Origin of the sequence: Microcoleus sp. POL10_C6 (assembly GCF_036701585.1) — a bacterium.
In the GTDB taxonomy this organism is placed as follows: domain Bacteria; phylum Cyanobacteriota; class Cyanobacteriia; order Cyanobacteriales; family Microcoleaceae; genus Microcoleus.
On record NZ_JAUBRB010000007.1, the window covers coordinates 13,922 to 33,709 of the forward strand.

The following is a 19,788-nucleotide window of genomic DNA, read 5'->3' on the forward strand; positions in this document are numbered from 1 at the left end:
AAAACCGCAAAAATCTTGATCGGCAAAACAGGATTGATCAGTTATTAACTAGCAATTTGAACACAGCAAAATCCTTGCTCCCTCGCTAGACTATCTCAAATCTCAAAGCCCAAAGATTGCTCCCTCAATCAAGAATCTCACATCTACCATCTACAATCGACTAGCCTTCAGCCAAAACGTTTTGAGCACAAGAAACCCATGAGAAAATTTACCAAACCCAACTTTTCGCGATCCAATTCCGACAGCAAGCCATTCAAAAGCGAAGGCCGCCGTCAGGACTCACAACCATCCTCTCCCCGCTTTGAACGCAAGCCCCGTCCCGATACTCGCGGAGTAGACGCGCCTCAAAAGCGATCAACCTTCGCCCCGCAATCACGAGAAATGCCTGTGAGAGCAATTTTCAAACGGAGATCCGATGCCGACGGCCAACCGGAAATTCGCAGAAATAATCATTTCAAAGACAGAGACAGCAGCCCGCAGGAATCCAGGGGCAATTATTACCAAGACAGAGATAGCAGCAGCCCCCAGCCGGCCCGCAACAATTTCCGAGACAGAGACAGAGACAGAGACAGCAGCCCGCAGCCGGCCCGCAACAATTTCCGAGACAGAGACAGAGACAGCAGCCCGCAGCCGGCCCGCAACAATTTCCGAGACAGAAACAGAGACAGCAGCCCGCAGGAATCGAGGGGCAATTATTACAAAGACAGAGACAAAGACAATAGCCCGCAGGAATTCCGGGGCAACCATTTCAGAGACAGAGACAAGGACAGAGACACTCGCCCTATTGACAGTGCCTCAAATACTGTCGTGCAACCAGACGCAGACACAGACGACATGATTTACGGCCGCCATGCGGTGCAAGCAGCTTTAGAAACAAACCAAGTCCTCAACCGGATCTGGGTTGTTCCCCACCTGCGCTACGATCCCCGCTTTCACAGCTTGCTAACCGAAGCCAAAGCCAATGGCAGCATCATTGACGAAGTTGACGATTTGCGCCTCGACTACATCACGCGCAAAGCAAACCACCAAGGCGTAGCCGCTCAAGTATCAGCCTACGAATACCTGGATTTGAGCGAGCTGATCGCAAAGGCTAAGTCGGCTTGCGAAGATCCAGTAATTGTGGTAGCAGAAGGACTCAACGACCCGCACAATCTAGGGGCGATTATTCGCACCGCAGAAGCATTGGGATCTCAGGGCATGGTGATTCCGCAGCGACGGGCTGTTGGGATTACCTCAGCAGTGAGAAAAGTGGCAGCAGGGGCATTAGAAAGCCTGCCCGTGGCGAGGGTTGTCAATCTTAACCGGGCGCTGGAAGAACTCAAAGAGGCTGGATTCTGGATTTATGGCACTGCAGCAGGTGTCGGTCAATCGGTAGAGACAGTCAAGTTCTCGGGGCCCACTGTTTTAGTGGTGGGCGGTGAAGCTGACGGTTTGAGCCTTTTGATACAGCGCGGATGTGATGGATTAGTTTCAATTCCTTTAAGGGGCCATACTCCTAGCCTGAATGTCTCCGTAGCAACGGGGATGGCTTTATACGAAATTTACCGCCAGCGCGGGCCCAAAAAGTTTCACGTACACGGATCGTAAAGGTGGTTGAAAAAAAGAGCACAACAGAGTAGCTTATTGTGAATGTCGCCCAGAATGGAGTGGCATCACACCGGGAACAAGTAAGGATAGCCGATCGACTGTCGTTACTTGTTCAGGCCAAAGTATAAGGGGTCTTGCCCCTACGTTCAAACAGGAATTCGACACAAATCTATTTAGATATATTTAAATAGGTTTGGAGCGGTTCTTGGCAGCAGTCAGCCACGTGTAAATAACAAAAGCCTAGGCGTGTTCGCAGCACCCAGAAAACACCGTCAAATACATTAGAAAAGCAGATGAAAGAATTCTTGATTAGCTTGCTCAACTTTTTCGGATTGGCTTGGTGGGTTGAAGTTAAAACTTCAGCGCCGCGGTGCATTTACTATTTTGGCCCGTTCTTAACCCAGGGAGAGGCGGAAACGGCAAAAGCAGGATATGTAGAAGACATAGAAAATGAAGGGGCAGAAGGTGTTAGTGTTTCGATTTACCGCTGCAAACCAATTACTTTGACTGTTGCAGAAGATTTGGGAAAGCTTGGTGATGGAGGGCTGTGGCCGGTTTTGAGCGGTCAGTAGAAACAGGGGAGTTTTGAGTTTTGAGAGGGCTACGCTTCCCTCGCAACGCTGTGCGGTTTTGAGTTGTGAGTTATAACTTCAAAACTCTTGAGTGTTGGGTGATAAATTGCTTCTGACAAACTCCCAACTCAACACTCGCAATTTCCAACTGCTTCGGGGTGACTCTCAATCCAACTATCGATGTCTGCGATTACCCGATCGGGAATTTCCCAAGGGAACAAGTGGGCTGTATTGGGATAGCACTGCCACTGACAATCCTGGAGGTGGCGGGCGGTTTCTAAACTGGATGCTGAGGTGATGTGCCGATCGGCCTCTCCGGCCAACACCAAGCTGGGACATTGAATGTCGCCAAGGTGCAGCAGTCGATCGTATCCAGCCCTCAGAGCGGTATTTAACGCCTTGGTGGCCGTGTTGGAAGTCTTGAGGTAGGCGGGAGTACCTGCCTGTGCTAAGTAGCGGTAAGGGGTGGCGTTATGCTGCTGTATCAAGTAGCGAAAGAGCGATCGCCTCGCAAAAGTATCAATATTCCACTGCCAACCGGGTAGGGCCCAATTGATAATTCCGGCTAAACCGGTGTAAAGGTTATCTTGCCAAGAGATGGGAGGGTGACTTCCTCGCGGTTTGGCTGCGGATGCAAGGAGAATCAAACCGGTGACTCGCTGGGGATATTTCATGGCTAATTCCAGGGCTAAAATCCCTCCCAAAGACCATCCAATCACCAAACAGCGATCGACTCCTAATCTGTCTAATAGTGCTTCTAAATCCACCAGATGATCGGTCATTTCAAAGAAAGTTGAGGTGCGACTGTTGCCGTAGCCGCGCAAGTCTGGGGCGATCGTCTGGAAGCGTTTTGAGAGGTGTTCTGTGAATACCGACATACAATCGCCGGAACCTGGATGGCCGTGCAAGCAGAGAATAGGAAATCCTTTGCCTTTGACGGAAACACTGAGTTTTTGATGCGGCATTTTTTAACTGTTTGGGCGGTGCGTTTTCCCCCGCTATAAATTGTATATTCCAGCGATTAAAAGCTGGGGTTTCGGACCATGTAATCTGCAATTTTAGAAATAGACTGGCGCATTTGTAGCTCGCCGCTGCGGCTGTCAATCACAGTAATCACATAGGCCTCGTCGTCAATGCTCATCGCTAAAGTTGTGCCGAGCACCCAGGAATTTTGACCAGTTTTTTCCCCCAACCACTGAGCTTTAGTTCCTTCCAAGGCAGCAAATCCCAGAGCGTGATCGTACTGGCGGTTGAGAGTTTCTATTAACAGTTTAGCACCGGGTGTTTCGCCGTTGTAAATTTGCACCATCATTTCGGTGAGTTCGTTAGCAGTCACGCGGTTGCGACCCGAACCGGGGTTGGAGGGCATAATTCTTTCCCCCATTAATTTGAAGTTGACGCGGGTGACTTCGTAGCCGCTATTATCTAAATATTGATTGATGTAATCCGAACCTAAATAATCGATCAGTTGATTGGTGGCGATATTGCTGCTGCGATAGATCATTTCTTCTAACAGTAGCTGTAGCGGGTAATTGCGATTGGACCTAATCTTTGCCGATGCGTCTTCGGTGAAATTACCGCGAGTGACTAATACTTCCTGGTTCAGACTAATTTTTTCTTTATCGACTTTTTGCATCAGGGCGACAGCAATCGGCAGTTTAATTAAGCTGGCTGGACTGACAGGAGGTACATCGCCCCGGAGGTTTACGCATTCTCTAGAAAGGTTGCAAATACCGATCGAAGCTTGAGCCGACAAACCGCTTTCTCGGGCAAGCGCACCCAAAACATCAGATTTTGCTTGCTGCACTTGAAAGGTTGCTGCTGTTAAATTTTCCCGGTATTCTTGAGTTTTTGAGGCAGTGACGGAAGCTAAAAATGAATTTTGAGGAACTTCCTGCAAGTTGTTGAGCGCCTGATGCCAGAAAAATTGAGTTTGCTGCGAAGATTCGATCGACTTATTTGGCTGCCGTTTAGTTTCTACGGCTCTGTTGGCTAAACGGACTGCTTGCTGTAAGTTGTCGTTAGCCCTCTGTTCTACTAATATTTGAGCTTCCACCGCTTGCAACTGCTGTAGCAGTTGTTCTTGAGGATTAGCTGCGAAGGGAACTAAGCCGGAAAGGATGGTTGGTTCTGGGGAGGGAGATGAGGGTTGTTCTAATTCGGTGATCAGCCCATCGCGAATTTTGTAGAGTTCGTCGAGGGAACGCGGGTTAGATGATTGAGAGAATGAACTTGCGATGGTTAACATCTGAACCAGTCCAATGCCGGCTACTACTGCCGCCATCTTGTTGGCGATCGACAAAAAACCCCTGATTTCTGGCATATTTAACATCCTCCACACAACCCTATTCAATATAAGCAGCTATTGTTACATCATTGAAATACTCACCGGCCTCTTATGAGCGGTGATTCTTGACGCTTCATCGGGTTTTGCTAACCGTTGCTAGTCTGACAATCCCTCTGCGCCCGTTTTGAGTCGTGGCGATTCCCCATCCCGACTTTCTCTATAATTCTAGAAGCGTTTTGATCCCTATCTTGTTTAGTACCACAACTCAGGCAAAGCACTGAACGAACAGACAAATCGATTTTACCCCATTTGAAACCACAATCCGCACAAACTTGGCTAGTAGGTTCCCACCTACTAATTACTTGAAACTCTCTGCCAAACTTTTCGGATTTGGATTCACAGAGAGTTCTAAACTCTCTCCACCCTTGCTGGCTAATTGCCCTTGAGAGCTTCCGGTTTCTTACCATCCCGGATACATTTAAATCTTCCAAAATAATCACTTGGTTTTCGTTAACTACTTTAGTTGACAACTTGTGCAGAAAATCTTTACGGGTGTCGGCAATGCGGTTGTGCAATTTAGCAATCTTGATTCGTGTTATGTTTCTCCTTTTAGAGTCTTTCGGCTGGCGAGCTAATTTACGTTGAAGTTTACGGATTGTGCGGTCTAGACTTTTATAGCTAGGGCTTTTGGCTTCCTCACCGTTACTCATCACTGCAAAAGTTGTGATTCCTAAATCGATTCCGATACTTTGGTTTTTCGCCTCAGATGGAATGTGTTGAATTTCTACTAAAAAACTCAGGAAATAACGATTTCCACAATCTTTGATTACTGTGACAGAGCTAGGTTCGGATGACAGTGTTCTTGACCATATAGGGTTAACAACACCTATCTTGGCTAAATAGACACCGCCATTTTTCAGAGAAAAACCCCCAATCCTAAATCGTGCCGACTGGCTATTTGCTCTTTTTTTGAACTTGGGATAACCAACCTTGCAACCTTTTCGCTTTCCTTTGCAGGAGTCGAAAAAGTTCTTGAAAGCCGTTTCCAAGTCCGCTACAGATTGCTGTAGAGGAATATTGGAGACTTCGCTTAGCCAAGCTCTTTCTTCGGTCTTTTTCGCTTGGGTGATCACGATTTTTTGCAGTTCGGCCGAACTTGGCTTTTTCTCGGACTGCTTGCAGAGAGCTAGGCTATCGTTCCAGACCTTCCTCACGCAGCCAAACAGCCGAGCCAAGCTCTGCTTTTGTTCTGTCGTTGGATAAAATCTGTACTTGAACCTCGCCTTCATGTTTATACTAATATTGGTCTGTAGGTTTGATTATATATTGGTTTGCAAGTAATGACAACTATTTACCGCCATGAGCGCAATTCTGTTACAGAACTTAAAATGCACTTGGTCTGCGTAACAAAGTATCGTCGGTCTGTATTTACGAGCGAAAGTCTTGATTTGATTGAAAAATCGTTTCGTGAGGTAGCTCAAAAAATGAACTTTCAAGTGCTAGAGTTCGATGGCGAAGGCAATCATGTTCATGCGCTGATTGAGTATCCGCCTAAATTATCGACATCTCAAATTGTTAACGCATTAAAAGGCGTTTCCAGTCGTCGGTACGGACAGGCTGGACACGAAAAACCCCACAAAGAAGCTTTGTGGAGTCCTAGTTATTTTGCTGTTTCTGTAGGAGGTGCGCCTTTAGAAGTTTTGAAGGAATATATTAGAAACCAAGAAAAGCCGTCCTAGAAGGACGGGGCTTGTATCTCATTTTTTTTGTCAAACGGTTTTAGATTTTAGATCGGAGATTGTAGATTGAAGAACAAATCTCAAATCTCAAATCTCAAATGGTTTTGATCGCGCCAATGTGGCAAAATAACCAAAATAAAGGGAGCGATCGCACCAAAGCAATCAACCCCCTCTAAATATTGCGAACTATCTACTTTCTGCGCCGCCGTCGCCAGTCAGCACCCAACCGCTTGAGGTAATCCCAGCCGCGTTGGGGCCAGACATGATCGCTACCAATCTTTTCGGCAATCCAGCGAGCGACTTTGGGGCCTGTCCAGTCTCCGCCGTCGGGGGCAGGGCCTTGCAGCGCTTGTCGCAGTTCTTCTTGCTGTTCAGGATTCAGCAAGGATTTTGCAGGAGGGGGCTGGCGGTCTCCGCTGCGATTTCTCACAGAGTTAGGCCCTTCTCGGTTGTAGCGCTGGACAATTTCTTTGGCGTAGTCGTAGTTGAGACCTACGACTTGGGCTGCTTGTTTGATAGTCCAATTTCGGGACACTAACAGCAGCAAGTGCCAGCGGCGCGACTCTGTGGTGTTTTGTGCCTGCCGGTAGCGAATTTTGAGTTCCTCTGCCGTCAGGTGGGATTCTAAGTGAGCTTTAGGTGGCATTCCTCCAACGGGGCATCGGGAACTTCTTACCATATATCTTGGGTTTTGGGGATAATTCCGGATGAAATTATTTTCCTGGGGATCGATCGGGCAAATAAGTAGCTTTTTTTACCGCAGATGCACGCAGCTAGTCGCAATTGAGGAAGGACTGCTGTTTTTTTGCAGGTGCGCGCAACAGGAGACCACGGCGTGGCGGTGAGCGTTCCCAGCTTTTTTGTGAACCCCAGATTTCTGACAGGCTTGTTGACCTCTGGCACAAGGGGCGTGGATCGGAAAAGGTCGATCGCTATTTTCTTCGATCGGGCAGCGGCCCTTAATTCACTCGGCTGAATGATAACTTTTAGTCATTTTTGAATAAAAAAGTATTCTTCATAATCGGATACTAATTATTAGGCTATAGACCGCCATAATCTAATCTTTATTATCATATTTTTTTTATTTTAAGTTCATTTTTTTGTGGACTTACAGGAGATGAGTTTTTTATAAAATCAGCTTTAAACGCTGCTAGTTATGCTCTTTAAAATAACTTAAACCTAATAAATAAATAAATATGTATTGTGAATTATAATACTCTGAAAGTTACCCGGAATAAAGCATTCACAATCGGGAATTGGTTTATTTTATATGCCATCTTTTTCTTCCCTAAATACTGGATGGCGTCGAAGAGAAGCTAGGTTCTAATGTTTGAGAATTTAGATTGCAGAATTGGGAATGACTAATTCCCTAATGATTGTGATCTTGCATACACATTCTTGGAGGCAGAACCTAATTATGTAGGGGTCTCATTGCACACATTACCGCTTCCTCACATAATTCGTGCGTCCAACCACTTGTTGCATAAGTTTTGATACAGTTGCATTCTTGGTTTGTTAAAAGATGAGGTAAAAAACTCGATCGCTATTTTGTGTTCGGTGGGATTTGGGGAATTTAATCTATTGTAGATAAAATGACCTATCGCCCGTTAGCGGAGTCCTCTTTGAGGCTCGAACTTTCGCCACAAAAATAGCCGACTTTGCCTTCGGGCTGTAAGCAGGTACAATTGCCAGTTATATTAACTGTATTGTCTCAAAGTAGAAATAATAAAGGTACGAGCATGGCATCCATCCGCGAGTTGCACCGACAACTGGTCAATAAAGAACGCTCTGCTGTGGAAATTACTCAAGAAGCATTAGACCGAATTACCCAGCTAGAGCCGAAGTTGAAAAGCTTTCTGTGCGTGACGGCAGACAGCGCACTGGCGCAGGCCCATAAAGTGGATGCCCAAATCGCAGCCGGAGAGCAAATTGGCCTGTTGGCCGGCATCCCGATCGCCGTTAAAGATAATATGTGCACCGAGGGCGTTCCCACAACCTGCGCCTCTCGGATTTTGGAGAATTTTGTGCCTCCCTACGATGCAACCGTCGTCTCCAAACTCCAAGCAGCCGGTGCGGTGATTGTGGGTAAGGCGAATATGGACGAGTTTGCAATGGGGAGCTCGACGGAAACTTCTGCTTATCAAGTTACCGCGAATCCTTGGGACTTGGAGCGCGTGCCCGGAGGGTCTTCTGGCGGTTCTGCTGCAGCGGTAGCCGCTGGAGAATGCGTCGTGAGTTTGGGTTCGGATACTGGGGGCTCAATCCGCCAACCTGCTGCTTTTTGCGGGTTGGTGGGGCTGAAACCAACTTATGGGTTGGTTTCTCGCTACGGTTTGGTGGCCTATGCTTCTTCTCTCGATCAAATCGGGCCCTTTGGCCGGACTGTTGAGGATACGGCGATTTTGTTGGGAGCGATCGCCGGTTATGATCCGAGAGATTCCACGAGTCTTAATGTCCCAATTCCTGACTACGCTCAAGCTTTAAGACCCAGTTTGCGACCCAAGGGTCAAATTAGAATTGGTGTAATTAAAGAAACTTTTGGTGTAGGGCTGGACTCGGGGGTTAAAGACGCTGTTACTAAGGCGATCGAGCAATTTCAACAATTGGGCGCAGAAATTCAAGTCATTTCTTGTCCCCGCTTCCGCTACGGTTTGCCCACTTACTACATCATTGCTCCCTCGGAAGCTTCGGCAAATTTGGCGCGATATGATGGAGTGAAGTACGGTTTCCGATCTCCAGACTCCGATAATCTTTTGGATATGTATGCCAAAACCCGCTCTCAGGGGTTCGGTGCGGAAGTTAAACGCCGGATTGCGATCGGCACTTACGTATTGTCGGCTGGATATTACGATGCCTATTATCTAAAAGCTCAAAAAGTTCGGACTTTGATTAAAGAAGACTTTGAAAAAGCTTTTTCTCAAGTTGATGTTTTAGTCTGTCCCACTGCTCCTACTACCGCATTTAAGGCAGGCGAAAAATTCAATGACCCTCTGAGTATGTATTTGTCAGATTTGATGACTATTCCCGTGAATCTTGCTGGTTTGCCAGCTTTGAGTTTGCCCTGCGGATTTGATGATAAAGGACTGCCCGTGGGTATACAACTGATTAGTAATGTTTTGCAAGAATCTCGGTTGTTTCAAGTGGCTCACGCTTACGAACAGTCTACGAATTGGCACTTACACCACCCGGAATTGCATTAATTTTTGAAAATCGGCGGAATACGGTGGCGGAAGTTAGTAATCGATCTTGGCTAATTGTCTGAATTAATAATTTGCCATTAGCTTTTGAGCGATCTCTAATTTCCCGCGTGCTCTATCTATGAACAATTTGCTAGTATTCCTTTTGTCTAAATCGCTAATAGCTTTTGGGATAGTTTTGGCCGTTGCTTATTCTGCTGCTTGTGTATTCCTATTTGTAGCGCAAGGTAAGTTTATCTTTTTTCCTGCGCGGGCGATCGAAACTACGCCAGATGATTTTCAGTTGAAATATCAAGATGTCTGGCTGCCAATTTCAACTAAAACAGGCGCGGTTGACAGCGTGCACGGGTGGTGGATTCCTGCCTCGGAAAATCCCCCCAGCCCCCCCTTAGCAAGGGGGAGAGCAAGAAAGGGAGAGGCTGTTCCCTCTGTTAACACCGGAGACTCGGATAGCCCCCCCAGCCCCCCCTTGCCAAGGGGAGGAGCTAGAGGAGTCGGAACGTCCCCGCAAAGTGAGAGACCGGCAGTCGCTCCGGTTCCCCCCCTTGTTAAGGGGGGGTTAGGGGGGGTAGTTTTGTACCTGCACGGCAATGCTTCAAATGTGGGATCAAATGTCGAACACGCTCATCGATTTCATCGATTAGGTTTGTCGGTATTTGTGATGGATTATCGTGGTTATGGAAAAAGCCAGGGCGATTTTCCGAGTGAATCTCAGGTTTATGAGGATGCTCAACTTGCTTGGGATTATTTGGTGAAACAGCGCGGGATTAACCCAAATCAAATTTATATCTACGGTCATTCTTTGGGAGGCGCGATCGCGATCGATCTAGCCGTGCGTCACCCGGAGGCGGCGGGGTTAATCGTAGAAGGCTCTTTTACTTCGACGCGGGCGATGGTGAATTTTCAAAAAGGGCTGTTTTGGATGTTTCCGATCGATTTTTTGCTGACACAGCGGTTTGATTCTCTTTCAAAAGTCGATCGCCTGCAAATGCCCGTGCTCTTTATTCACGGGACTGCTGACAATGTAGTTCCAGTGGAAATGAGCAAAAAAATGTTTGAGGCAGCACCTGAACCCAAACAGCTTTACATAGTTCCTGATGGAGGTCACACTAATGTGGCACAGATCGGGGGCGCAGAATATCTGCAAATACTGAGCCAATTTTTAGGTTCTTCAAAGTAGATAAAAGCTATTGGCGGTAACAGGTTAAGTTTGATATCTGTACCGCCTGCTCGCACTTCTAACAGTACATATTAAACACAGTAGTGATGACGATGATACTGCTTAGTAGAACCTTAATACATTTAGCCACCAGTCATTCAAAGCATAGCAGTAATTACAGTAATTGTTCGTGCTGAGCGCTGGTTCTTTCTTAACTTCGCAGCCTCGCCGAGAGGTTTTTCTGTTCGGCATCCGGGCGCCACAGAGATTGGCATCTGTGAGATTAGCTTTGTTCAATCTCGCATCCGTCAAGTCGGCCGATCTAAGGTCGGCACCGCTGAGATTTGCACCGCTTAAATCGGCTTCTTTGAGGTCGGCACCGGTGAGATTTGCACCGCTTAAATCAGCATTTCTCAGGTCGGTTCTATTTAGTTTAGCGGCGCTCAAATTACTGCATTTTAAGTTAGCCAACTGGAGCGATGCGCCTCGCAGAAAACTCTCGCTGAGGTTAGCATTTTCTAAGTTTGCTCCCCTGATGTCGGCTCTGCTCATGTCGGCTTTGCTGAGGTCGGCGTCAGCCAAAAAGGCGTTTCTCATGTTGGCGTTGTTTAAATTAGCTTCCATTAAGTCAGCCGCAGTCAAGTCGGCATCAACTAAGTCGGCCCTGCTGAGAGTGGCGCGGCTCAAGGAAGCGCCAAACAAATCTGCACGGCTCAAGGAAGCGCCAAATAAGTCGCATCCGGGACATCCTCTGGTTTCTAGCAGCCGCTTGACTAGAGACAGATTTTGAGCTTGCAAGGGAAGTGCGGCGCAAAATGGGAGTAGCATTATCGCAGCAGTCAGAATTTTCAGTTTGATTTTGGTCATAGTCTTGGTAAGTCCTGTAACTGCCTTTCATCACCGATTTGTCTGCGGGACTTACGCGCGGGGGACAAAAAAACCCGGTTTCCTCGTTAATTCCTCGCTGTCAAACCCAATATTCTAAGCAGAAACTGGGTGGTTTGCGTAAGTCCTAGTCTAGTGGATGGACGCGACTCGACGGTGTAAGGTTCGATCGCGCTCACGGATATTACTTACACGTTGGGGATGAAAGCGCGCACCTCAAGGCTTCTTTGCAGCGAGCGGCCAACGGCCGGATGCCCTGAATACCAGGGATTCGGGAGCTTGCGACGGCTGGAACAAGTGGCCGATTCCGACAACGGATAAGTATTTGTAATCGATTCAGTTGGATTTTGCTGCCGAGGGCGATCGTTCTCCGTACAGGCGATCGATAAATAAGCCAATTGGCTTAGACTCTTAAGACATATTGCTGATGCGCTGCCTTCTATAAAAAAGATAGCATTTTTGTGTGATCCCCGAAATAATACCGAGCCAGCAAGTATAAAAAAGATACCGGGTGTCTCGGCGGGCGGGAAAATAGGGTACAGCTAATACTTTCAAACGAGGAAAATAGATGTCTCACAGCATAGATCGACTTGCAGAAGGCGGCAGGGGGATCAAACTCATGTGGCAGATTGCAGACGAGCTCAGTTACACCCGGACTCTCGACAATCGAAACTGTTTGTCGCTAAGAAAAACTTACGAAGTAGAAAATCGCGATCGCTCCCAAAATATAAAAAAAGCTAGCATTTTAGATGGGTTAATGAATTTATTAAACACCTGGGATTGGCAGACTGAAAAACAGCAGGAAGAAGAGCTGAATGAAACTTGTATTCAACATATTAGCCTGCAAGTCAACACAGATGTCAATGCTTTAACCCAAGTTTTGTTGTGGTTTGAACAGTTGAAAGATATATCGCTCCCCGATGAAGTTTGGTGGAACTTGCAGTTGGCGTTGGCTGAAGGTTTCACTAATGCAGTTCGCCACGCTCACAAAAATCTGCCAGTAGAAACTCCTGTTCAACTGGAAATTAGGGTATTTAAGGGACGGTTGGAACTCAAAGTTTGGGATTGCGGCCCGTGTTTTGATTTTAATGCTAAGCTGAAGGAAATTCTGGCAGAAGATAGAAATAACGGCTTGGATTTAGAGGTTGTGAACGATACTTGCTTGATGCCTACCAGACAGAAAACTGTGGAACAGTCTCTATTTCTAATTGCTGGGTAGCTTGGGAGTGAGGGACAATTAACAGACTGGCACGGTGAAAAATGTGTTATGCTAAAAACGGTGTTAGGGGAAAAGTAACGGGTTTTGTCTCCGAGTGGGTAAGGGGGTTTGAATACTGCCAACCTGCTGCGGCTTGGGTTAAGAGCTATGGTCTTGGGTGATTCTATAGCGGTTTGATAGAAACGGGTGCATCTGTCTAATTAAATATTAAAAACTCAACATTAAAAGTTAAAAATTATTAACACTAATTTTTGATATTTTAATTTATCATAGTATCTGGTTGCTCACCAATTACTAATGATTTCCAAAGAAACTTTATTTGTTCTGTCTCTATTTCCCTACTTGGGATTTCTCTGGTTTTTGACTCGATCGGGAAAAACACCCCGTTTAGCTCTAATGGGATTTTACGGCACTCTCGTTTTTGTAGCGGTGACGATTCCCGCCGCAATTTACGCAAAAGTGGCCTACAACGAGTCACTAGCAAATGTCGATTGGCTGCACGGTTCTGCGGAACTATTCTTGACACTTGCCAATATTTTATTAGTTTTAGGCTTTAGAGAAGCGGTGATTAAAGCCAAAGCATCCTCACAGAAGGGCGGCGAGGAGCCAGAGTGTCTTTTAGATGGGGGAGAATAGCCGAGCTCATCTCAGTTTTGTATTTACTCTCCGCATAAATGCTCCAGAATAGCCGTAGTTAACAGTTAATTAACTGTTGACATACCAGTTTGTGAGCCGCCAACCGGCAAAATTTTAGGAAAGCATTAGAATATATGGAAACTCACATCAAGCACTTCTAGTGTCCTCACCTTGGTTTCTTGGCACGGGCTCAAGTTGAGAGCCGAGATTTTTGGTTAAGAAAGCGAGTTTCTCAGGTATTATCGAGAATGGTGCTCTGGGCGTGAGTGGAAACAGACTACCATGTTGCTAAGTTTAGCTGTGGTGGGAATCTCCAGGCCGGAAAAAAGATGAGCTATTGCCTCAATCCCCATTGCCAAAAGCCGCAGAATGCTGACTCAACCAATTTTTGTCTGGCCTGCGGCTCTAAATTGCTACTGAAAGAGCGTTACCGCGCCATTCAACCTATCGGTGAAGGAACATTTGGCAGAACTTTTTTAGCTGTCGATGAAGATAGGTTGAAAACTCCCTGCGCCATCAAACAATTTTTCCCCCAAGTTCAAGAAAAAGCTGAATTAGAAAAGGCAACTGCACTGTTCAAACAAGAAGCTCACCGGTTGCACGAACTCGGAGAACACCCGCAGATTCCAAGTTTGCTGGCTTCTTTTGAACAAGCCAAACGTCTGTATCTTGTGGAAGAGTTAATCGAGGGAAATAATTTGTTTCAGGAGTTGCAGCAGCGGGGAGCTTTTAGCGAGGAACAGATTTGGGAATTGTTGATCAATTTGTTGCCTGTTTTGCAATTTGTTCACGAGCAGCAGGTGATTCATCGGGATATTAAGCCGGAAAATATTGTGCGGAGAACTCCCCAAACCTTGTGGGCGGCGGGATATGGCCCCTCGACTCCTGGTAAAGGAAAAGGAGGGGCATCTTTACCTCAATCTTCTGGTGGTATGAAAGGGATAATTGTCGCTGAATCTCCTGCTGTACAGGGGAAGGCCAGGGGGGGTCAGTTTGTGCTAGTAGATTTTGGAGTTGCTAAGCACATTACCGGCTTTTCTGAGGCGCAAACTGGGACGATAACTGGAACTGCGGGCTATGCGCCGATCGAACAAATTCGCAGCGGCAAGGCTTATCCGGCGAGCGACCTTTACAGTTTGGGCGTTACCTGCATTCACCTGCTAACTGGGGCGGTATTGAAGGATTTGTTCGATGCTTTGGAATGCAAATGGATTTGGCGATCGCACTTGGCGCAAAAAGGCATAAAAGTCAGCCAAAAATTAGCAACTATTTTGAATAAATTGCTCAAAGATTCGGTACGAGAGCGATATCAATCCGCTGCTGAAGTGTTGCAAGACTTGGTAAATTTTGGGCAATATCCCCGCTCTCAAATCAGTTATAATTCCCCAACACAAATAGCTATTAATTCGCCAGTAACTAACTCGCAGCCAAATACAGCAACCGCCGTCTCGGCCGCGCCGCCCCAGAAGATTCATGTTGTGCCATCCGCTGATCCGAGATTATTGTCCTCTAATAACTGGCGGTGCGATCGCATTCTCCAGGGCCATTCGGCTCCGGTTAATGCTGTAGTTATTAATCCTCAAGGTAATATTCTCGCGAGCGCCAGCGACGATAAAACAATTAAGCTCTGGAACCTGCAAACAGGTGAATTCATCCATACTTTTTTCGGCCATTCCGCAACGGTTGATGCTGTGGCAATTAGCCCAGACGGGAGAATGCTGGTTAGCGGCAGTTTTGACAGAAAAGTCATTGAGTGGAAGCTGGATAAAAAGGCGATGATTCGCGAATTTTACAGCGATTTTGGTTCGCCGTACAGTCATCGCTACGGGTCCGTGTACTCGGTGGCTTTTAGTTGCGACTCTGGAGCAATTGCGAGTGCCAGTGGCGACAAGAGTATTAAATTGTGGAACCAGCGCAACGGAGCATTAGTTCAAAAGCTTTCGGGACATTCTGATAAGGTTTTATCTGTTAGTTTTCGCCCTCAAAGTATGATGCTGGCCAGCGGCAGTGCTGACACAACTATCAAGATGTGGCTGGTAGGTGTTGGGGAGAGTGTACGGACTTTTGTGGGTCATTCAGATTGGGTTTATGCGATCGCATTTAGTCAAGATGGAAAGACGATTGTCAGTGGAAGTGCCGACGCTACTGTTAAATTGTGGAATGCCGATACAGGGGAATTGATTAATACTTTGAGGGGGCATTCTGATGCGGTAATTTCGGTGGCGATTAGTCCAGATCGCGAAACTATGGCTAGCGGCAGTCGAGACGGTACGGTTAAACTCTGGAACCTGGAAACAGGAGAATGTTTGTCCTCTCTTGCTGGGTGCAATCCGGTGGCTTTTAGTCCTGACGGTCAAACTTTAGTCACCGGTGGGGATGGTGGCGAAGTGTTAATTTGGCGGGCGTCTGTTTAGTTGGGCGAGATAATTGACATACTTGTGAAGGCGATCGGTGTCAGTGTCAAGTAAGCGACTCGCCCAAGAATGTACATTAAGTTGCGATCGCATTTCTCGAAACACCGCAGCATCCCCGCGATTGTGTAGAGGAAAAACCCAAGCATCAAATCCAGCCGACTTGAGACGGCTAACAGTTCCCTCGCCATCTTGCACCCACAATTGAGGGTTAATCCGAAGGGGTTGACAGGAATATTCACCGACAACAATTCCGCCCACCGAAACGCTAGCACCTTCTCCACGATTGGAAAGTTCTTGTAAAATCGCTTTGAGAGAATTGAGTTTTTTCCCGTCTTGTACTTGCTGCGGTGTCAGCTTGACAATCACCATTTCTAAAACTTCGACAGGTTTTGTCGATCGTACAACGTTGACTGGTTCCGCCGCCCAAGAATTTTGTGTTTCCGGTTGCGCCGCCCAAGAGTTTTGTGTTTCCGGTTGCGCCGCCCAAGAGTTTTGTGTTTCCGGTTGAACCCTCTCGAATTCCTCTTCAACCTGTACTGTTTTAACGGGCTTTGCAGTGTCTACAATTATCTGAATTTCCTCGCCATCTTTCTCTATTTTTCCACTAATCAGTAAGATCGCATTCTCTACAATGTAAGGTTTCACTTGTTCGTAAGCCTTGGGGAACACCACAGCTTTTATTTGAGCTGTCAAATCTTCTAATTGCAAAATTGCCATCGAATCGCCTTTTTTTGTCACTACCATTTTGATAGCGCTGAGCATGACAATAACTGATACTTTCCCTTTTTTATTTGCTAACTGTTCGAGAGCCACAACATCGGGGTCTTCGTTTACTTGCATGAGAAACTTTAGGGGATGTTCTGACACATAAAAGCCAAGCAGTTCTTTTTCTAAACGCAATTTCTCTTGTTTTTCAAAATCTTTTACCGCTTTAGATTTGGGCGCAGACTCATAGGTATTGACCGACTTGCCAAAGCTATTCGCACCTAACAAGTCAAAAAGATTACCTTGGCCACTTTCTCGGTCTCTTTTGCGATCTTGCGCCCATTTGATCACCCCTTCGAGGTCGTGTACTAATTGATTGCGGTTGTGTTCAATTTTATCAAAAGCACCGCATTGAATTAATGCTTCTAAAGCGCGGCGGTTGACAGAATGGAGATTTACGCGATCGCACAAATCAGCGAGCGATTTAAACTTACCCCCTTCCTGGCGCGCCGCCAAAATATTTTCAATTGCCGCTTCTCCCACATTTTTAACAGCCGAAATTCCAAACAAAATTTTATCCTTTGCAGCTCCAGTCATCTGTTTCGGCATCGGTGTAAAAGTAAGTTCAGAGCTATTAACATCGGGCGGCTCAACCTCAATACCCAACTTGAGACAATTGGCAATATATTTCTGTACTTTATCCTGATCGCCCCTGTTAGCCGTCAGCAGTGCCGCCATGTATTCTAGAGGATAATTCGCCTTTAAATAGGCAGTTTGATACGTGATATACGCATAGGCCATTGAATGGGATTTATTAAAACAATATTCCGCGAATTGTAGCATCTGCGCGAACAACTTTTCAGCAATTCTTTGACTGACTCCATTCTTAGTTGCGCCGTCGATAAACGTTTCTTTTTGCTTCTGCATTTCATCAGCTTTCTTCTTGCCCATTGCGCGCCGCAGCAAGTCAGCTTGACCCAAAGAATAGCCCGCCAAATCTTGAGCCATCCGCATAATTTGCTCTTGAAAGCAAAGCGTTCCGTAAGTCTCTTTTAAAATCGGTTCTAATAGCGGATGATCATACTCAACTGTTTTACCGTGCTTGCAGTCAATAAACTGAGGAATCAAACCTGCATCCAGCGGGCCAGGTCGGTAAAGTGCCAAAATAGAAGAAATATCATCCAGACAGGAAGGTTTGAGTTTTTTCACTACATCCAGCATTCCAGATGATTCTAACTGAAAAATACCTTCTAAATCTCCTCTTTCTAAAAGTCTATATGTTTTATCTACATCATCGGGTAACTTTTTGATTCTGCCAAAAGTCTCTTGAGCTCGGCGCTCTATATCAGAAGGTAGCATTTCTGGATCGACAATTAGATTTTGGGTTTGCTTAATATAATCAACAGTTTTCTGGAGCGTTGTTAAATTTTTCAATCCCAAAAAGTCCATTTTCAGCAGCCCCAAAAATTCCAAATCTTCCATGAAATATTGGGTAATCACAGCACCCTCATTATTCTTCTGTAGCGGTACAATTTCATCCAACGGCTCTGAAGAAATTACCACACCTGCCGCGTGAACACCATAGGTTTTGTTGGTTCCTTCAATGCGAATTGCCATGTCAATCCACTGACGAACGGGGACTTCAGTACCAGTTTCTGCATTTATGCAAATTGTATTTTCATAGTTGTCTTTAAATTCCTGTGCAGGTGTGTCATCGGAAATCATCACTTTAAGTTTTTCCGGTTTCCCCCTAGACACGGGAATTAATTTTGCCATTTCGTCTGCTTTTTTGTAGGGAATACCTAACACTCTAGCAACATCTTTCAAGACAGCTTTTGATGTCATCCTGTTGAAAGTAATAATTTGCGCTACGCGCTCGCTACCATATTTTTCAGTAACGTATTTAATCATGTCGTCTCGCCTTTCTATGCAGAAATCGCTATCAATATCTGGCATAGATTTCCGTTCGGGATTGAGAAATCGCTCGAATAGTAGTCCGTGGTGTACGGGGTCTATATTGGTGATTTTGAGGACGTAGGCAACTAGAGAACCTGCGGCAGAACCGCGTCCTGGCCCTACTGGAATATCGTTATCTCTAGCATATTTTATGTAGTCCCAAACTACTAAAAAGTATTCTGAAAAGCCCATCTGCTGAAGCATCTTCAGTTCGTATTCTAGTCTCTGTTTGTAGACTGGGGGGATTTCATTTCTGGTGCGGGCCTTGAGGCGTTCTAACAGTCCCAGCCAGGATATTTCTTCTACATAAGTATCGGCTGTATGTTCTGGGGGAATCGGAATTGTGGGAATTCGAGCTTCTCCTGTGAGCTCGTATCTCGATACTTTATTTGCGACCTCTAGGGTATTTTCGATCGCCTCTTTGATCGTTTCATCATCCAAATGGTCTCGAAACAGTTGCGCCATCTCCTCTGCGGACTTAAGATATTCAGTACCGCTGTAGCGCATCCGCTTGTCTTCTTCAATCAGTTTGTTGGTGTTAATGCACAGTAAAGCATCGTGTGCTTCTACGTCGTTGCAGGAAATATAGTGAGAATCATTGGTGGCAATTATTTTAATTTTGAGTTCGCGGGCAATTTTAACGATTTCAACATTAACAATCCGGTCTTCCGGGGAACCGTGGTCTTGAATTTCTATATAGTAATCTTCCCCAAATACTTCTTTATACCATTTGGCTACTTCACGGGCAGTATCTAGCTTGTTTTGGAGAATCATTTGGGGAACTTCGCCACCCAAACAAGCACTGGTGACAATTAAACCTTCGGAGTATTGTTTTAGCAGTTCCTTGTTGATGCAGGGGCGGGCAAAAATACCTCTTTCTGGCATTCCCTTTAAGTGGGAAATTGTGGTTAGTTTAACGAGGTTTTTATAACCTTGGGTATTTTTAGCTAAAACAACTTGATGGTATTTTCTTCTACCTCGAACTTTTACTTCAAAATCGCCGTTGACGACATACATTTCATTGCCAATAATCGGCTTAATATTTTTATTTCGGCAAACTTTGATGAGTTCGATCGCCCCGTACATCACCCCGTGGTCTGTAAGGGCGATCGCGGGCATCCCCAATTCCACCGCCCGTTCTGCGAGCTGTTGTAGCTGAGAAGCCCCATCTAGTAAGCTATAATCGCTGTGAATGTGCAAACCAACGAAGGACATAGGGATTTAAAATATAAGATTTGAGAATTTAGATTTTACACCATTGGCGTGTCAAAGGGTAAAATAAAAAACAAAATTTTATATCACTTTTGAGCTGGTTTGGGTTGGGGGTCTGATGTCACAGCGCATCAGTTCGCCTCCGCCGTATTTGTTAACAATTATCAATTGTTGAGTTACGAGTTCAAGGTTATGGATTAAAATCTTGAGCGGTACAGTT

Annotated in this window: 14 protein-coding genes; 8 read left to right on the top strand and 6 right to left on the bottom strand. The window is 45.9% G+C overall.

The annotated features are described in order from the left end of the window. Positions 1-198: 198 nt before the first annotated feature. Both rlmB and QUA34_RS05780 read left to right on the top strand, forming a co-directional pair. Complete coding sequence (rlmB, locus tag QUA34_RS05775) at positions 199-1,587, top strand: 23S rRNA (guanosine(2251)-2'-O)-methyltransferase RlmB (protein WP_333384759.1); 1,389 nt, start codon at positions 199-201, stop codon at positions 1,585-1,587. Positions 1,588-1,880: 293 nt separating this feature from the next. Continuing rightward, positions 1,881-2,159 carry a DUF1816 domain-containing protein gene (locus QUA34_RS05780; RefSeq protein ID WP_333384762.1) on the top strand — a complete coding sequence of 93 codons (279 nt, stop codon included), beginning with the start codon at positions 1,881-1,883 and terminating at the stop codon, positions 2,157-2,159. Between the two features lie 128 nt (positions 2,160-2,287). Here the strand turns inward: QUA34_RS05780 and QUA34_RS05785 are convergent, their stop codons facing one another. From QUA34_RS05785 to QUA34_RS05795, 3 genes are all read right to left on the bottom strand, one after another. Next, positions 2,288-3,124 (bottom strand): alpha/beta hydrolase, encoded by an 837-nt coding sequence (locus QUA34_RS05785; protein WP_333384764.1) that lies wholly within the window; start codon positions 3,122-3,124, stop codon positions 2,288-2,290. Positions 3,125-3,180: 56 nt separating this feature from the next. Beyond that, a complete protein-coding gene (locus tag QUA34_RS05790; protein WP_333322084.1) occupies positions 3,181-4,482 on the bottom strand; it encodes a serine hydrolase in 1,302 nt (433 codons plus the stop codon). Positions 4,483-4,592: 110 nt separating this feature from the next. Beyond that, on the bottom strand, positions 4,593-5,681 hold the full coding sequence (locus QUA34_RS05795; RefSeq protein ID WP_333322082.1) for a transposase: 1,089 nt from the start codon (positions 5,679-5,681) through the stop codon (positions 4,593-4,595). 105 nt (positions 5,682-5,786) lie between these two features. On the opposite strand from QUA34_RS05795, the gene tnpA reads away from it, so the two are divergent. Then, the gene (gene tnpA / locus QUA34_RS05800) at positions 5,787-6,185 is read left to right on the top strand and encodes an IS200/IS605 family transposase (protein ID WP_333322080.1); all 399 of its coding nucleotides are present in this window, start codon (positions 5,787-5,789) and stop codon (positions 6,183-6,185) included. 190 nt (positions 6,186-6,375) lie between these two features. On the opposite strand, the gene QUA34_RS05805 is transcribed toward tnpA, so the two are convergent. Beyond that, positions 6,376-6,831 carry a helix-turn-helix domain-containing protein gene (locus QUA34_RS05805; protein WP_333082743.1) on the bottom strand — a complete coding sequence of 152 codons (456 nt, stop codon included), beginning with the start codon at positions 6,829-6,831 and terminating at the stop codon, positions 6,376-6,378. A 1,093-nt stretch (positions 6,832-7,924) separates the two neighbouring features. Between QUA34_RS05805 and gatA the strand changes: the two genes are divergently transcribed. Both gatA and QUA34_RS05815 read left to right on the top strand, forming a co-directional pair. Further along, complete coding sequence (gene gatA / locus QUA34_RS05810) at positions 7,925-9,385, top strand: Asp-tRNA(Asn)/Glu-tRNA(Gln) amidotransferase subunit GatA (RefSeq protein WP_333082744.1); 1,461 nt, start codon at positions 7,925-7,927, stop codon at positions 9,383-9,385. 118 nt (positions 9,386-9,503) lie between these two features. Then, a complete protein-coding gene (locus QUA34_RS05815; protein ID WP_333322078.1) occupies positions 9,504-10,562 on the top strand; it encodes an alpha/beta fold hydrolase in 1,059 nt (352 codons plus the stop codon). A 102-nt stretch (positions 10,563-10,664) separates the two neighbouring features. Here QUA34_RS05815 and QUA34_RS05820 read toward each other — a convergent pair whose 3' ends face one another. Then, positions 10,665-11,408, bottom strand: a complete 744-nt coding sequence (locus QUA34_RS05820) for a pentapeptide repeat-containing protein (RefSeq protein ID WP_333322076.1) — start codon at positions 11,406-11,408, stop codon at positions 10,665-10,667. A gap of 586 nt (positions 11,409-11,994) precedes the next feature. Between QUA34_RS05820 and QUA34_RS05825 the strand changes: the two genes are divergently transcribed. From QUA34_RS05825 to QUA34_RS05835, 3 genes are all read left to right on the top strand, one after another. Beyond that, complete coding sequence (locus QUA34_RS05825; RefSeq protein ID WP_333384770.1) at positions 11,995-12,645, top strand: ATP-binding protein; 651 nt, start codon at positions 11,995-11,997, stop codon at positions 12,643-12,645. 297 nt (positions 12,646-12,942) lie between these two features. Beyond that, the gene (locus QUA34_RS05830) at positions 12,943-13,281 is read left to right on the top strand and encodes a DUF3593 domain-containing protein (RefSeq protein ID WP_333322069.1); all 339 of its coding nucleotides are present in this window, start codon (positions 12,943-12,945) and stop codon (positions 13,279-13,281) included. Between the two features lie 329 nt (positions 13,282-13,610). Further along, positions 13,611-15,695 carry a protein kinase domain-containing protein gene (locus QUA34_RS05835; protein ID WP_333384773.1) on the top strand — a complete coding sequence of 695 codons (2,085 nt, stop codon included), beginning with the start codon at positions 13,611-13,613 and terminating at the stop codon, positions 15,693-15,695. Here QUA34_RS05835 and QUA34_RS05840 read toward each other — a convergent pair. Then, positions 15,672-19,571 (bottom strand): DNA polymerase III subunit alpha, encoded by a 3,900-nt coding sequence (locus tag QUA34_RS05840; RefSeq protein WP_333384776.1) that lies wholly within the window; start codon positions 19,569-19,571, stop codon positions 15,672-15,674. The two genes, QUA34_RS05835 and QUA34_RS05840, sit on opposite strands and share 24 nt — an antisense overlap. Between the last annotated feature and the right edge of the window lie 217 nt (positions 19,572-19,788).

Bases quoted from the DNA above. Each gene is read 5' to 3' on its own strand.
- rlmB (WP_333384759.1), top strand. From the start codon at position 199: ATGAGAAAATTTACCAAACCCAACTTTTCGCGATCCAATTCCGACAGC.
- QUA34_RS05780 (WP_333384762.1), top strand. From the start codon at position 1,881: ATGAAAGAATTCTTGATTAGCTTGCTCAACTTTTTCGGATTGGCTTGG.
- QUA34_RS05785 (WP_333384764.1), bottom strand. From the start codon at position 3,124: ATGCCGCATCAAAAACTCAGTGTTTCCGTCAAAGGCAAAGGATTTCCT.
- QUA34_RS05790 (WP_333322084.1), bottom strand. From the start codon at position 4,482: ATGCCAGAAATCAGGGGTTTTTTGTCGATCGCCAACAAGATGGCGGCA.
- tnpA (WP_333322080.1), top strand. From the start codon at position 5,787: ATGACAACTATTTACCGCCATGAGCGCAATTCTGTTACAGAACTTAAA.
- QUA34_RS05805 (WP_333082743.1), bottom strand. From the start codon at position 6,831: ATGCCACCTAAAGCTCACTTAGAATCCCACCTGACGGCAGAGGAACTC.
- gatA (WP_333082744.1), top strand. From the start codon at position 7,925: ATGGCATCCATCCGCGAGTTGCACCGACAACTGGTCAATAAAGAACGC.
- QUA34_RS05815 (WP_333322078.1), top strand. From the start codon at position 9,504: ATGAACAATTTGCTAGTATTCCTTTTGTCTAAATCGCTAATAGCTTTT.
- QUA34_RS05820 (WP_333322076.1), bottom strand. From the start codon at position 11,408: ATGACCAAAATCAAACTGAAAATTCTGACTGCTGCGATAATGCTACTC.
- QUA34_RS05825 (WP_333384770.1), top strand. From the start codon at position 11,995: ATGTCTCACAGCATAGATCGACTTGCAGAAGGCGGCAGGGGGATCAAA.
- QUA34_RS05830 (WP_333322069.1), top strand. From the start codon at position 12,943: ATGATTTCCAAAGAAACTTTATTTGTTCTGTCTCTATTTCCCTACTTG.
- QUA34_RS05835 (WP_333384773.1), top strand. From the start codon at position 13,611: ATGAGCTATTGCCTCAATCCCCATTGCCAAAAGCCGCAGAATGCTGAC.
- QUA34_RS05840 (WP_333384776.1), bottom strand. From the start codon at position 19,571: ATGTCCTTCGTTGGTTTGCACATTCACAGCGATTATAGCTTACTAGAT.